Origin of the sequence: Mesorhizobium sp. CA4 (assembly GCF_020165075.1) — a bacterium.
GTDB lineage: Bacteria > Pseudomonadota > Alphaproteobacteria > Rhizobiales > Rhizobiaceae > Mesorhizobium.
Map to the genome: position 1 here is coordinate 104,082 of NZ_JAIUHK010000008.1, position 13,769 is coordinate 117,850.

13 protein-coding genes and 2 pseudogenes are annotated in these 13,769 nt (G+C 61.1%); 12 read left to right on the top strand and 3 right to left on the bottom strand.

Annotated features, from left to right (window positions below; genetic code table 11):
* Positions 1 to 8 precede the first annotated feature (8 nt).
* Together LB528_RS09175 and LB528_RS09180 are read left to right on the top strand one after the other, a co-directional pair.
* On the top strand, positions 9 to 614 hold the full coding sequence (locus LB528_RS09175) for a glycosyltransferase family 9 protein (protein ID WP_318012289.1): 606 nt from the start codon (positions 9 to 11) through the stop codon (positions 612 to 614).
* Positions 615 to 749: 135 nt separating this feature from the next.
* Positions 750 to 1,496, top strand: a complete 747-nt coding sequence (locus LB528_RS09180; protein ID WP_224714609.1) for a polysaccharide deacetylase family protein — start codon at positions 750 to 752, stop codon at positions 1,494 to 1,496.
* Between the two features lie 27 nt (positions 1,497 to 1,523).
* Here the strand turns inward: LB528_RS09180 and LB528_RS09185 are convergent.
* Together LB528_RS09185 and LB528_RS09190 are read right to left on the bottom strand one after the other, a co-directional pair.
* Positions 1,524 to 1,912, bottom strand: a pseudogene (locus LB528_RS09185) (DUF427 domain-containing protein).
* Between the two features lie 106 nt (positions 1,913 to 2,018).
* Positions 2,019 to 2,375, bottom strand: a complete 357-nt coding sequence (locus tag LB528_RS09190) for a hypothetical protein (protein WP_224714611.1) — start codon at positions 2,373 to 2,375, stop codon at positions 2,019 to 2,021.
* Positions 2,376 to 2,564: 189 nt separating this feature from the next.
* Between LB528_RS09190 and LB528_RS09195 the strand changes: the two genes are divergently transcribed.
* A complete protein-coding gene (locus tag LB528_RS09195) occupies positions 2,565 to 4,193 on the top strand; it encodes a fatty-acid--CoA ligase (protein ID WP_224714612.1) in 1,629 nt (542 codons plus the stop codon).
* Between the two features lie 81 nt (positions 4,194 to 4,274).
* Positions 4,275 to 5,060: a DUF1499 domain-containing protein gene (locus LB528_RS09200; RefSeq protein ID WP_224515493.1), complete on the top strand. Its 786-nt coding sequence runs from the start codon at positions 4,275 to 4,277 to the stop codon at positions 5,058 to 5,060.
* A 103-nt stretch (positions 5,061 to 5,163) separates the two neighbouring features.
* On the opposite strand, the gene LB528_RS09205 is transcribed toward LB528_RS09200, so the two are convergent.
* Positions 5,164 to 6,072, bottom strand: a complete 909-nt coding sequence (locus tag LB528_RS09205; protein ID WP_224714613.1) for an MBL fold metallo-hydrolase — start codon at positions 6,070 to 6,072, stop codon at positions 5,164 to 5,166.
* 222 nt (positions 6,073 to 6,294) lie between these two features.
* On the opposite strand from LB528_RS09205, the gene LB528_RS09210 reads away from it, so the two are divergent.
* The 8 genes and pseudogenes from LB528_RS09210 (at position 6,295) to LB528_RS09245 (ending at position 13,595) form a co-directional block, all read left to right on the top strand.
* On the top strand, positions 6,295 to 6,885 hold the full coding sequence (locus tag LB528_RS09210; RefSeq protein WP_224714614.1) for a biotin transporter BioY: 591 nt from the start codon (positions 6,295 to 6,297) through the stop codon (positions 6,883 to 6,885).
* Positions 6,886 to 7,106: 221 nt separating this feature from the next.
* Complete coding sequence (gene rfbA, locus LB528_RS09215; RefSeq protein WP_224714615.1) at positions 7,107 to 7,997, top strand: glucose-1-phosphate thymidylyltransferase RfbA; 891 nt, start codon at positions 7,107 to 7,109, stop codon at positions 7,995 to 7,997.
* Complete coding sequence (rfbC, locus tag LB528_RS09220) at positions 7,990 to 8,544, top strand: dTDP-4-dehydrorhamnose 3,5-epimerase (RefSeq protein WP_224714616.1); 555 nt, start codon at positions 7,990 to 7,992, stop codon at positions 8,542 to 8,544. The genes rfbA and rfbC overlap by 8 nt, the downstream gene beginning before the upstream one ends.
* 14 nt (positions 8,545 to 8,558) lie before the next feature.
* Positions 8,559 to 9,692, top strand: coding sequence for a dTDP-glucose 4,6-dehydratase (rfbB, locus tag LB528_RS09225; RefSeq protein ID WP_224714617.1), 1,134 nt, complete (start codon positions 8,559 to 8,561; stop codon positions 9,690 to 9,692).
* Complete coding sequence (rfbD, locus tag LB528_RS09230) at positions 9,689 to 10,606, top strand: dTDP-4-dehydrorhamnose reductase (protein ID WP_224714618.1); 918 nt, start codon at positions 9,689 to 9,691, stop codon at positions 10,604 to 10,606. Before rfbB ends, rfbD begins: the two co-directional genes overlap by 4 nt.
* A 2-nt stretch (positions 10,607 to 10,608) precedes the next feature.
* A complete protein-coding gene (locus LB528_RS09235; protein ID WP_224714619.1) occupies positions 10,609 to 11,361 on the top strand; it encodes an ABC transporter permease in 753 nt (250 codons plus the stop codon).
* A gap of 195 nt (positions 11,362 to 11,556) precedes the next feature.
* Positions 11,557 to 12,117: pseudogene (locus LB528_RS09240) on the top strand (ABC transporter ATP-binding protein); the annotation flags it as partial.
* Positions 12,117 to 13,595, top strand: coding sequence for a hypothetical protein (locus LB528_RS09245; RefSeq protein ID WP_224714622.1), 1,479 nt, complete (start codon positions 12,117 to 12,119; stop codon positions 13,593 to 13,595). The pseudogene LB528_RS09240 and the gene LB528_RS09245, both read left to right, overlap by 1 nt.
* The last annotated feature ends 174 nt before the right edge of the window (positions 13,596 to 13,769 follow it).

Here is a 13,769-nt window from a genome sequence, read left to right on the forward strand (position 1 = left end):
AGCTGCGCGTGCGGGATCCCGACATCCAGCCGCTGCCGTTGGAGACGACGAAAGCCTTGGCGCTGCTGGACAAGTTCCACCTTCGGCCGAACGCCTTCGTCGCCGTGCATGCCGGGGCAAGCTTCCCCGGGCGCCGCTGGCAGCCCGAGCGCTTTGCCGCCGCAATCGACCGGATATCGGCCGAAACCGGTCTGGACGTCCCTCTGGTCGGCAGCCCGGACGAGAACGAGGTGGTCGAAAAGATCCTGGCGGCTGCGAAGACACGGATCGTCAACCTTGTCGGAGCGCTCCCGCTTGAGACCTTACCGGCGTTGTTCAAACAGGCGCGGCTGTTTCTCGGCAACGACAGCGGCCCCATGCACATGGCTGCCGCGGTCGGCACTCCCGTCGTCGGCCTGTTCGGCCTGCAGAGCCCCGTTCACTGGGGACCGGTCGGCGTGCCGAGCATCGCGGTGAGCCCGGCCATGCCTTGCGACTGCGTCGGCGGCGACCTGTGCGAACGGCCGGACCCCAACAAGGCGTGTTGCGTCTGGCGCCTGGAGGCCGACACGGTCGTCGATGCCGTGCTCCAACTGCTGGCGCGAACGGAGATGGCCCCGGAGGCCGTGGTGTAAGGCGAAAGCAAATTTTCGCGACTGCTGCTTTTTGCGCTGTTTGCCGTCCCGATTTTCGCCTAGATGCCGGTTTTGTAGGGACAAGTTTTTGGCGCAGCGCGGAGAATGCCCGATCGCGCCGGTTTGGAACGAATGATGGGCCTGTTTCGAAACTCCCTTTGCGCAATGGCGCTGTCGCTGTTCGCGGCGTCGGCGGGCAATGCCGCGACGCTGCTCGAGCCGACGCTGCATGTGAAGCCGCAGGGCGTTGAAGGCGGTGGCGGTCGCGTTGCCCTGACGCTCGATGCCTGCGGCGGCAAGACCGACACAAGGATACTTTCGGCGCTTGTCGACAACAGGATACCGGCGACGATCTTCGTTACCGGCATCTGGCTGAAGCGCAATGCCGAAGCCGTCGAGATCATGCGGGCGCATCCTGATCTGTTCGAATTGGAGAACCATGGCGGCCGCCACATTCCGGCAGTCGATACGCCGCAGAAGATCTACGGCATCCGCAGCGCCGGCAGCCCGGACGCCGTGCAGGCCGAGGTTGAATCCGGCGCCGCCGCCCTTGCCGGGGCAGGCGGGCCGGCGCCAAGATGGTTCCGCGGCGCCACGGCCGAATACAGCCCCTCGGCGATCGCCATGATCCGCAGGCTGGGCTTCAAGATCGCAGGCTTCTCGGTCAACGGCGACGGCGGCTCGCTGCTCGGCGCCAAGGAAACGGCGCGCCGCATCGGCGCCGCCAAGGACGGCGACGTCATCATCGCCCATATCAACCAGCCGACCCATGCCGCCGGCGAGGGCGTGGTTCAGGGCCTGCTCGCCTTGAAGCAAAAGGGCATGACCTTCGTACGCCTCGACGATGCCGAGGGTATAGGCAACGACGGCACGACGGACTGAGGTGCCGTCTGGCGGGCCAACGAAGGCTCAGCCCGGTTCGGCTTCGACCGTCACCTTGTTCGTATAGAACGCGCCGTGATTGCGGATTCGGCCATTTCGTCGAATGGCGTCTCGTAAGCCCACATCGCATTCTTGCCTGCCTCGCCGGCCGGCTGGACGCTCCAGTAGCTGGCATGGCCCTTGTACGGGCAGTGCGTCGAGTGCTCGGTGCCGGCGAGCTTGCTGAAGTCGATGTCGTCGAAGGGGATGTAGAAGGCGGCCGGATAGGGCGGTTCCGAAAGCACCTTGGCCCTGGTCGATCGGGCGATGACGGTGTCGCCCGCGCGCACGGTGACGCCGCCGCGATAGGGTTCGACCCTGATCACCTTGTCGGGATTGCGCTGAAAGCCGGGAGCTGGGTTGGCGAGCTTGTCCATGAATGGTCTCCTTGCGGAGAACTTACATGTGTCGGCCAGGCGCATCGCGCAAGCGCGCGTTCCGCTTGGTGTCATCACCATTCATTGCACGTCTGTTTTCCAGTCGTCAGGCGGCCGTCTTGAAGGCATCCATAAGGCCGGCATAGGCGGCGGCAATGCCTGCGACCGGATTGGTGCTCCGCGCTGCGGCTTCGACTTTGAGCGCGCCGCCGCTGGTCGGCAGCGTCAGCAGCAGGAACTGGCGGTTGCCGGCGTCGCCGATGCAGGCGGCGGCGACATGCTCGCCCTCCGCGCCGTTTTCGACCCGCATCTTGAACAGTAACGTTCCGCCGACGGCCTCCAGCGCGCCGCCGACGACTTCGGCAAATTCATCTTCGGAAACGGTTTTGATGTCCGGCGTCAGATCGTCCAGACTTTCGGCAAGCGTGCTTTCGAGGGCTTTTTCATCGAGCTGCGCGTCCATGCGAATCTCTCCATTCGCCAATCTCACCCAGCCCGTTAATGAAGCTTAACGGCGACGATGGCCGGATTATGGCGGTTTTCCCGGTCCTTCGATCCATCCACCGGCTTCGACTTATGGCGGCTGGACAAACCGCCGGTTCGTTTCACAATGCGTGAAACAAATGACGCGAATGCGCAAAGGGAGGAATTGATGCTTGGATTGATGCAGGAATGGCCGCTGCTTTGCCATAAGCTGCTCGACCATGCGGAACGCCAGCACGGCAGCCGGGAGGTCGTGTCGCGTTCGATCGAAGGCCCGATCGTGCGCACGACCTTTGCCGAGATTCATCACCGGTCGCTCAAGGTGGCGCAACGGCTGGAGCGCGACGGCTTCAGCCTGGGCGACCGCATCGCGACCCTCGCCTGGAACACGGCCCGCCATATCGAGGCCTGGTACGGCATCATGGGCATTGGCGCGATCTATCACACGCTCAACCCGAGGCTTTTTCCCGAGCAGATCGCCTGGATCATGAACAATGCCGAGGATAACGCGATCTTCGTCGACCTGACCTTCGTGCCGCTCCTGGAAAAGATAGCCGGCGCGGTCAGATCGCTGCGACGGGTTATCGTGCTGACCGACCACGCGCATATGCCGCAAACATCTCTGGCGAATGCCGTCGCCTACGAGGAATGGCTGGCCGAAGCCGACGGCGCCTTCACCTGGAAGACGTTCGACGAGAACACCGCCGCTGGCATGTGCTACACCTCCGGGACGACGGGCGACCCGAAGGGCGTTCTCTACAGCCACCGCTCCAATGTGCTTCATGCGATGATGGCGGCGATGCCCGACGCCATGGGCCTGTCGACGCGCGATGTCGTCCTGCCTGTCGTGCCGATGTTTCACGCCAACGCCTGGGGGCTCGGCCAGAGCGGGCCGATGATCGGCACCAAGCTGGTGATGCCGGGCTGCAAGATGGATGGCGCCTCGATCTATGAACTGCTCGACACGGAAAAGGTGACGTTCAGCGCCGCCGTGCCCACCGTCTGGATGATGCTGCTGCAATATCTGGAGGAGACCGGAAAGAAGCTGCCTTATCTGAAGAAGGTCGTGATTGGCGGGGCGTCCTGCCCGCGTGCCATCATCGCCAAGTTCCAGGACAATTACGACGTGCAGGTGGTGCATGCCTGGGGCATGACCGAGATGTCGCCGCTGGGCACGCTGTGCACCTTGAAGCCTCAACATGAGATGCGGACCGGCGAGGCGCGGCTCGATGTCCAGGGCAAGCAGGGTTTTCCGCCCTTCGGCGTCGAAATGAAAGTGACCGACGACGATGGTAACGCGCTACCCTGGGACGGCAAGACTTTCGGACATCTCAAGGTGCGCGGCCCCGCGGTAGCCCGCGCCTATTATGGCGGCGACGGCGCCGAGCAGTTCGACGCCGACGGTTGGTTCGACACCGGCGATGTCGCCCATATCGACGCCAGCGGCTATATGCAGATCACCGACCGCGCCAAGGACGTCATCAAGTCCGGCGGCGAATGGATATCGACCATCGATCTCGAGAATCTCGCCGTCGGCCATCCGGACGTGGCGGAAGCGGCGGCCATCGGAATCCCGCATTCCAAATGGGGCGAGCGGCCCCTGCTCGTCGTCGTGCGCAAGCCCGGCAGGGAGCCGAGCAAGGGCGACATTCTGACCTTCATGAGCGGCAAGGTGGCGAAGTGGTGGATGCCCGACGACGTGGCCTTCGTCGGCGAAATCCCGCACACCGCCACCGGCAAGATCCAGAAGACCAGTTTGCGCGCCCAGTTCAAGGATTACCGCCTGCCGACGGATTGACGAAAAATGTTCGATCTTCGGCTTCAAGCCCGCGCTAAAAACCTCTAAGTCTCGGTTCGGACTGGGGTAATGCGGCAGACAATGGCTACAATTCCTGAACGGCAGACGTCGAGGGCGGCCGGCTGGTCGCGGCGGATCGGCGCATTTTCGCTCGTCCTTCTGCTGACCGTCGTGGCCGGCTATCGGCTCGATCTCATCGAGACGCCGCCTTTCCTGTGGGTGCTGGCGGTCGTAGCACTGTTGGCGGCGCTTGCCCTGTTGCTGGCAGGCCTCGCCCTGTCGCGGGTCTGGAGCTTCGGCGATCGCGGCGGCCGCGATCTCTCCATCGGCGCGCTGTTGGCGCTTCTGGTGCTAGCACCCTACGGCGTCGCGGTCTATTGGGCCACGATCTATCCGCCGCTGCGTGACATCTCGACCGATCTCGACGATCCGCCGGCGTTGGACATCAGCGACCGCACCGCCGACATGAACGAGCTGTCGCCGCCGACGCCGGGCGAACAGGCCCTGCAGGCGGAGGCCTATCCGCTGGTCAGCGGGCGCAGCTACAATCTGCCTTTCGAAACCGTCGTTGACGCTGTCGAAACCGTGCTCGACCGCCGCGACTGGCAGTTGACGGCGCCTTATCCCGACATCAACGGCCAAAGCGAAGCGACGATCAACGCGCTGGCCAAGGGCTTCGTGCTGGGATTGCCGGCCGACGTCGCCATCCGCATCACCGACGACGGCGAGCAGGTCATCGTCGACATGCGCTCGGCCTCGCGCTACGGCCGCTACGACCTCGGAGACAACGCCGCCCGCATCACGGCTTTCCTTGGCGAGCTCGACCAGGAGGTCGCCGGGCAGGTCGGCGCTGCGCCAGCCGAGTAGAGCAATTCCGGGAAAAGTGTGAAGCGGTTTCCGTCCGGAATTGCGTCAAAAAGGAAGTGGGAGCGCTTCGCTGTTTTCGGTGAAACGGTAAAGCGCTCCGGACTTATGCGTCGGGTGCGAAAACGCCGTCTATGGCCGGATCGCCGTCGGTGACGACCAGTCCGCGCGCGACCAGGTCCTCGAGATGGGCAAGCACCGACAGGCCGGCTGCGCCGTGCAGCCGCGGGTCGGTGTCGCGATAGATCGCCGCGACCATTTCCGTGATCGTCCGATCTCCGGCGCGGATGCGTTCCAGGATCGCCCTTTCGCGCATCTTGCGATGCGTCTTCAGGCCGCGCATGAAGCTTTGGGGCGCGGCCACAGCTCCGCCATGGCCAGGCAAAAGCAAGCGATCGTCGCGCGCCAAAAGCTTGTCGAGTGAGCTCATATAGTCGGCCATGGCGCCGTCGGGCGGCGCGACGATCGAGGTCGACCAGGCCATGACATGGTCGGCTGAAAACAGGGTTCCGGTTCCCTCGAGCGCAAACACGGCGTGGTTTGCGGTGTGGCCGGGCGTCAGCACGGTGCGGATGGCCCAGCCGTCGCCCTCGGTCAGCGCATTGTCGGCCAGCACGACATCGGGAACGAAGTCCAGGTCGGCGCTGGCGTCGAGCGGATTGACCTCGCCGATGCGCAAAGCGCGGGCCGGCCGATGCGGGCCTTCGGCAAGCGTCGGGGCGCCGGTCAGCTCCTTCAATCGCGCCGCGAGCGGCGAATGGTCGCGATGGGTGTGGCTGACGAAGATGTGGCTGACAGGACGGCCAGCGATCGCCGCAAGCAGCGTTTCGAGATGGGCGTCGTCGTCCGGCCCTGGATCGATCACCGCCAGTGTGTCGCGGCCGACGAGATAGCTGTTGGTGCCGTGGAAAGTGAACGGGCTTGGATTTCTGGAGGTGACGCGCAGCACACCCGGCGCAACCGCAACCGCCCGGCCATAGGCGGGATCGAAGCTGGTGTCGAATTCAAGGGCCATGCCGGCGTGCTCCGTTGCGATGCGGCAAAATGATTGCCGTCCGATACGGAAGCCAATATAGGAAAATCAATGCATGTTGCCCAAAACTGCGCCGCGGTTTTGGGAGAACGACATAGATCAAGACGAATTTTTAAAGCGCGTCGCCTGGATCCGTTTCTGCGCGGTGCGGTTTAAAAGCCAGCAAATCAGCCACCCAATAAATTAGCCAGAACGGGGAAGACCATGGCAACTGCAACCACGATGCGCCCGCTTGTTTCTCTCACCCTGCCGGATCGCGGCGCTGCCCGGCTCGCGACCCAGCTCTTCCTGGCGCTTGCCGGAACCCTGCTGCTGACGCTTTCGGCCAAGACCAAAGTGGTGCTCGGCCCGGTCGACATCTCGCTGCAGACGCTGGCCGTGCTGTTGATTGCCTCTGCCTTCGGCCTGCGCCTTGCCGTCGCGACGCTCCTTCTCTACCTCGCCGAGGGCGCTTTTGGCTTGCCGGTCTTCCAGGGCACGCCGGAAAAGGGCATCGGCGTCGCCTATATGCTGGGCTCGACCGGCGGCTACCTCGCGGGCTTCGTGGTCATGGCCGCGATCGCCGGCTGGGCCGCCGATCGCGGCTGGGACCGCAATCCCTTCAAGCTGTTCAGCGCCATGCTGACGGCGGAGGTGGTCATGATGGCCATGGGCTTTGCCTGGCTGGCGATGCTCATCGGACCGGAAAAGTCCTGGCAGTTCGGCGTCCTGCCCTTCATCGTCGGCGACCTGATCAAGGTGGCTTTGGCCGCCAGTCTGGTGCCGGCCGTGTGGACATTGCTCAAGCGCGGCTGAGCCAGATTGACGCAAAAGGGCCGGCGGGCGACAAGCGCCTGCCGGCCCTTTTTCATGGCACGGTCGGATTTCGCTCGAAACCACCGCATGCCGGATGGTAGCAAGGGGTTAAGTAACGTCGGGAAGCAGTCGAAGCCGACATTGACAAGCAAGCGTCCGAAACCTAAGCACGGGCAACTTGGCGTCGAGGCGGGGGCCGCGGTAGTTCAAGGAGAGGCTTGTTGAAAGGAATTATCCTTGCGGGTGGCAGCGGGACACGCCTCTACCCGCTTACATTAGCGGTTTCTAAGCAGATACTGCCGATCTACGACAAGCCGATGATCTATTACCCGCTGAGCGTGCTGATGCTCGCTGGGATTCGCCAGATTCTGGTCATTTCAACTCCGCGCGACTTGCCGGTTTTCCAGGCGTTGCTGGGCGACGGTTCCGAATTCGGGCTGGAACTGTCCTATGCCGAGCAGCCGCAACCCAACGGCCTCGCCGAGGCCTTCATCATCGGCCGCGACTTCATCGGCAAGGACAGCGTGTCGATGATTCTCGGCGACAACATCTATTTCGGCGGCGGCCTGTCGCAGCTCTGCCGCGAGGCGGCGACGCGCAATGGCGGCGCCTCGGTCTTCGCCTATTATGTCGACGATCCCGAGCGTTATGGCGTGGTCTCCTTCGACAAGGCCACCGGCAAGGCGCTGACGATTGAGGAGAAGCCGCAAAAGCCGAAATCCAACTGGGCCGTGACCGGTCTCTATTTCTACGACAACGATGTGGTCGACATCGCCTCGACGATCCGGCCTTCGGCGCGCGGCGAGCTCGAGATCACGGCGGTCAACAATGTCTATCTCGAGCGTGGCAAATTGCATGTCCACCGCCTCGGCCGCGGCTATGCCTGGCTGGATACCGGCACGCATGACAGCCTGCTCGAGGCATCGTCTTTCGTGCGCACGATCGAGCATCGCCAGGGCATCAAGATTGCGTGCCCGGAAGAGATTGCGCTGGAGCAGCACTGGATCAGCGCCGACAAGGTTCTGGATCGCGCCGCGCGGCTCGGTAAGAACGAATATGCCGCCTATCTGCGCCGGCGCGTGGCCGATCTGATGGAGCATCAAGGTGCTTGAGGTCAGGCCGCTCGGCCTCGACGGCGTGCTGGAGATCGTGCCGAAGCGGCATGGCGATGCGCGCGGTTTTTTCAGCGAGACCTGGAATGCGGAGCGCTTCGCCGAAGCCGGCATCGATCTCGCCTTCGTGCAGGATAACCATTCCTATTCCGCCGCGGCCGGCGTGCTGCGCGGCCTGCATTACCAGCTGCCGCCGCGCGCGCAAGCCAAGCTGCTGCGCGTCATCCGGGGCAGCGTGCTCGATGTCGCGGTCGACATCCGCCGTTCTTCGCCCACTTTCGGCAAATGGGAAGCGCTGGAGATATCGGCCGACAAGGGCAACCAGATCCTGGTGCCGAAAGGCTTTGCGCATGGTTTCGTCACGCTCGTGCCGGATACCGAGGTGCTCTACAAGGTGACCGACACCTACTCGCCCGCGCACGACCGCTCGATCCGCTTCGACGATCCGGCGATCGGCATCAAATGGCCGGAGATCGCGGGCGGTTTCCATCTGTCGGATAAGGACCGTAACGCGCCGCTGCTGACCGCGGCGGAGGTGTTCGCGTGAGGAGGGACGGCGGCATGAATTTTCTGGTCACCGGCGGCGCCGGTTTCATCGGCTCGGCCGTATGCCGGCATCTGTGCGCCAATCCGGCCTACCGCGTCACCAATCTCGACAAGCTCACCTATGCCGGCAACCTCGCTTCGCTGAGGCCGATCGAGAACGCGCATAATTACCGTTTCGAGCAGGCCGACATCCGCGATGAGCGCGCGGTGCTGGAGATCTTGCGCCGCGACGACATCGACATCGTCATGAACTTAGCCGCCGAGAGCCATGTCGACCGCTCGATCGATGGGCCGGGCGCCTTCATCGAGACCAACATCGTCGGCACCTACCGCATCCTGAACGCCGCGCTGGAATATTGGCGCGGCCTTCCCGACGAGCGCAAAGCGGGCTTCCGCTTCCACCATGTCTCGACCGACGAGGTGTTCGGCGACCTGCCTTTCGACGGCGGCATGTTCGTGGAGGAGACGCCCTATGCGCCGTCTTCGCCCTATTCGGCCTCCAAGGCGGCCTCCGACCATCTGGTGCGGGCCTGGCACGAGACCTATGGCCTGTCGGTGGTGCTGTCCAACTGCTCCAACAATTACGGCCCCTATCATTTTCCGGAGAAGCTGATCCCGCTGGTCATCCTCAATGCGCTCGACGAGAAGCCGCTGCCGGTCTACGGCGCCGGCACCAATGTGCGGGACTGGCTGTTCGTCGAGGATCACGCGCGCGCCCTTGAGCTGGTGGCCACCAGGGGGCAGCCGGGCGAGAGCTACAATGTCGGCGGCAATTCCGAGCGCACCAATCTCGGCGTGGTCGAGGCGATCTGCGATCTTCTCGACCTCAGGCGGCCGCGCGCCGGCGGTAAGCGCTATCGCGAGCTGATCGCCTTCGTCAGCGACCGCCCCGGCCATGACCGCCGCTATGCGATCGACGCCTCCAAGATCGCGCGCGAGCTGGGCTGGACGCCGCGGGAGGATTTCGACAGTGGCCTGGCAAGGACCGTCGACTGGTATCTCGACAACAAATGGTGGTGGGGGCCGATCCGCGAGCAGCGTTACGCCGGCGAGCGGCTGGGCCACGGTTCAGTCGCAAAGAGCCAACACAGTCCGATCCAAAGCAGCCCGGCCGGGAACGCGGCCGAGAGCAGGAAGGTAACCACGTGAGGCTTGCCGTCACTGGACGCGAGGGCCAGGTCGCCGCAAGCCTGGTCGAGGCGGCGCGGAACCGCGACGATATCGAGGTCGTCGCCGTCGGCCGGCCGGCGCTCGACCTTGCGCGGCCCGACACGGTGTTCGCGGCCCTTGAAGCGGCAAGGCCCGACATCCTCGTTTCGGCCGCCGCCTACACCGCCGTCGATCAGGCCGAGGACGAGAAGGACCTGGCCTTCGCGGTGAACGCAACCGGCGCCGGCAAGGTGGCGGAAGCCGCGGCAAGGCTCGGCGTCCCCGTCATCCATCTGTCGACCGACTATGTCTTCGACGGCGCCAAGGACGGCGCCTATGTCGAGGCCGACCCGACCGCCCCGCTCGGCGTCTACGGCGCCTCCAAGCTCGCCGGCGAAGAGGCCGTGGCGGCCGCCAACCCGCGCCACGTCCTCCTGCGCACGGCCTGGGTCTACAGCCCCTTCGGCAGGAACTTCGTCAAGACCATGCTGAGGCTGGCCGCAGACCGCGACGAGATATCGGTCGTCGCCGACCAGTGGGGCAATCCGACCTCGGCGCTCGACATCGCCGAAGCGATCCTGCATGCGGCGCCGAAGCTGGGCGACGACAGGAATTTCGCCGCCTTCGGCGTCTATCACTTGGCGGGCGAGGGCGACACCAACTGGAGCGGCTTTGCCCGTCACATCCTCGACAAAAGCCGAGCGTTTGGTGGTCCGTACGCGAAAGTGCGCGATATCGCGACGGCGGATTATCCGACCAAGGCCAGGCGCCCGCAAAATTCGCGACTGTCGAGCGCGAAGTTTGAGGCTGCATTCGGGTGGCAGGCGCCGGGGTGGCGGGAGGCAACCGAGGAAGTAGTGAGCAGGCTACGGGGCGGCGCTGCGGAAGCTACAGCGGCCACTCTGAAGGGATGAAGATGATCTCAAATACGTCAACGCTGTGGTTTCGGCTTGCTCAGTTCGACATAACGCTTCGTTACCGAAACTCGACCTTCGGTCCCCTTTGGATAGCTTTGAATACAGCGATATTTGCTGCATCGGTTGGCTTTCTTTATGCAGTTCTGCTCAACCAGCCAATAAAAGAATACCTGCACCATTTGGCGACGAGCATAGTTCTTTGGCAATTCCTCTCGGCAACTGTGGTCGAAGGTGCTGACAGCGTAATTAACGCTCATGACCTAATTTTGAATACAAAAATGTCTCCGGCTTCTTGTGTATTTCGATGTGTCACAAAGAATTTTATGATACTTCTTCACAATCTGTTGGTTGTTTTGGTGACGATGTTAATAGCTTATCCGAACGTTGGATTAAATTTTCCAATGTTCGGTATTGGTGTCGCGTTGCTGATAGCTCACGCGACCTGGATATCGTCCATTGTATCGGTTGTTTCGGTGAGGTTCAGGGACGTACCGTTAATCACAGCATCGGCGATGCAGTTGCTTTTCATACTATCGCCGATCCTTTGGACAGCGAAGGTTCTACCCTCTGAATCGCTATTCCTGGTTTTCAATCCCATCACCTACATGATCGACGCCGCGCGCACGCCGATTCTAAATGGTGGCACAGACTACACAAGCGTACTGGTTTCTGCCGCGATCGCTTTGCTGGGCAGCCTCGCCGCATACGGGCTTTATCGAAGAACTCAGCACCGAATTCCCTATTGGCTCTGAACTCTGAAGCCAGCAGTAAATTGGAGTCCAATGTCACAGCCATCGATTCGACTATCTGACGTCGCGGTTCGAATCCCGATCTGGTCGGCCCCCGCTAACCGTTCGCTCAAGCAGGCGGCCCTCAGATTTACGACCGGCGGTCGTCTTTTGGCGAGTGATTCCGGTCGTTTCGAGGTGGCCGCGCTCGACGGCGTTTCGCTCGACCTTCAGCCCGGTACGCGATTGGGCCTGTGCGGGCACAATGGTGCCGGCAAGACGACGCTGCTCCGGGTGCTGGCAGGTATTTTGAAGCCGACGAGTGGGATTGCCACTATTAAGGGAGATACGGCCGTTTTAATAAAGCCGTCGATGGGTCTGTCTCCCGAACTTACCGGACGAGAGTTTGTCCGGCTTCAGAGCCTTATGGCTGGAATATCGCCAAAAGAAGTTGAGCAGAAGATTGAGTCGATCATCGATTTTTCGGAGCTCGGCGACTTCATCGACCTTCCCGTCCGCACATACTCGGCAGGCATGCAGACACGATTGTCATTTTCAGCTGTTACGGCTTACCCAACCGACATCGTGCTCCTGGATGAGGGATTGGGAACCGGCGACGAATCTTTCCAGAAGAAGGCGCGCGATCGGATGGACCGTTGGCTGAACGACGCGGCCATTATTGTTCTGGCGTCTCATTCGGATGCATTGATCCGCTCCATGTGTCACTCGGCAGTATATCTCGAAAAGGGTCGAATCGTTAGAGAGGAGATTTTCAGGTAATGCGTCGACGGCTTACTACAGCGCTTGCCGGCGCGGGATCGCGGTTGTTTGGGCACCAGGAGTTGAAGCAGTCCTATCACAAGGTCTTCGATCCGCATGTCCAACTCCAGAGCTACAAGAGTCGGTTTGCCTACCTTTGCCTCTCTGCGGCTCACCGCTTTGGACTCCTTGCAGATCTGCAGTCCTCTTATCTCGCGGGTCTCCCACTGGTTCCTGCGATCGCGCCTCCGAACCACATTTATGATCGCGATTTCCTCAATCTACGACTGAACCGTGTCTACGATTTGCCGGAGGTCAAAATTGATGAGCGCAGGCCGCAGACGATCAACGTTCTCGTTCCGGCTTTCGATTTTAAATCGATCTCCGCGGGTTTTTTTGGCGTCTTCCAGATGGCGCTTTTCCTGCGCAAGACTGGCGTGAACGTTCGTCTTGTAATGTTTGATAACTTCTATTTCAACATTTCAGAATTTAGGGAGAAAGTTCTGAAGTATCCTGGAATGGAAAATATATTTGACGAATTGGAGGTGGAGTATATCGGCGAAAGACGGTCGCCGCTTTGTATCTCAAAGTACGACTGTGCTGTCGCGACCGTCTGGTATTCTGCCTATTTTGCGGAGAAAATACAGTCTTTAACCGAAAATGATAGGTTTATATACCTTATACAAGATTACGAATCGCTATTTTATCCAGCAAATAGTTTGCATGCGATTGCCGATCGAACCTACGAAATGGATTATCACGCAATTTTTTCCAGTGAGAGCCTTATGAATTTCTTTATTGAGAATGACATTGGTGGGATCAGGCATCGAGGCATTTCTCATACATTCTTCAACAACGCATGCTCGGCCAATCTTCTACCCAAGGAATTATTCATTCAGCGTAACCGAGCTAAGAAAAAGAAAAAGATAGTCTTTTATTCTCGTCCGGTTGTGGATCGGAATATGTTTGAATTGACAGCGTTGGCTCTCTCGACTGCGTTCAGGTCAGGAATATTCGACCCTGATGAATGGGATTGTGTTGGGATGGGTCTTGGTGAAGGTGTTGTTGAATTACTTCCAGGCGTTCGGTCGCTTTCGCTGCCCAGAATGGATCTAAGCACGTATATCGAAGAAGTTGCCAGCTTCGATATCTGCCTTACCTTGATGGCTTCGCCGCATCCAAGCATGATACCGATGGATTTGGCTGGGTCGGGATGCGTCGTCGTGACGAACACTTTCAAGACGAAGACCGAGGGCTATCTGCAGAGCTTGAATGGAAACATAATTCCGGCGGCGCCGGGGCTGAATGAGATCGTTTCGGCATTGGAATTGGCAAAGTCCAGAAGCCAGGATTTGGAGGCGCGCTTTAGGTTCGCGAAAGCTATGAAATATCCTCGTAGCTGGGATCAGTCGCTCACCGCCAGGCACGTGAATTTCTTCAAGCAGCGCATCCGCGTTCCGGCAAACCAAAAGCTAGGCGGGGAGCGAAAGCCGGCTTAATGTCAGCGCCCGTCGGCACGCGCTACACGGCGAGGCCGGGTGCTAACATCGGAACGATAACGACAAAGATGGCTACATCACATAAGGCGATCAGGCTTGAGGCGGCCAGCTCCCAAAGAACCTTAATAGTAGTTGGCTGTGGGCGGGGAGGAACTAGTCTTGTTGCTGGCGCGG

Bases quoted from the DNA above. Each gene is read 5' to 3' on its own strand.
- LB528_RS09190 (WP_224714611.1), bottom strand. From the start codon at position 2,375: ATGGACGCGCAGCTCGATGAAAAAGCCCTCGAAAGCACGCTTGCCGAA.
- LB528_RS09205 (WP_224714613.1), bottom strand. From the start codon at position 6,072: ATGGCCCTTGAATTCGACACCAGCTTCGATCCCGCCTATGGCCGGGCG.
- LB528_RS09195 (WP_224714612.1), top strand. From the start codon at position 2,565: ATGCTTGGATTGATGCAGGAATGGCCGCTGCTTTGCCATAAGCTGCTC.
- LB528_RS09235 (WP_224714619.1), top strand. From the start codon at position 10,609: ATGATCTCAAATACGTCAACGCTGTGGTTTCGGCTTGCTCAGTTCGAC.
- LB528_RS09245 (WP_224714622.1), top strand. From the start codon at position 12,117: ATGCGTCGACGGCTTACTACAGCGCTTGCCGGCGCGGGATCGCGGTTG.
- LB528_RS09180 (WP_224714609.1), top strand. From the start codon at position 750: ATGGGCCTGTTTCGAAACTCCCTTTGCGCAATGGCGCTGTCGCTGTTC.
- LB528_RS09210 (WP_224714614.1), top strand. From the start codon at position 6,295: ATGGCAACTGCAACCACGATGCGCCCGCTTGTTTCTCTCACCCTGCCG.
- LB528_RS09200 (WP_224515493.1), top strand. From the start codon at position 4,275: ATGGCTACAATTCCTGAACGGCAGACGTCGAGGGCGGCCGGCTGGTCG.
- rfbB (WP_224714617.1), top strand. From the start codon at position 8,559: ATGAATTTTCTGGTCACCGGCGGCGCCGGTTTCATCGGCTCGGCCGTA.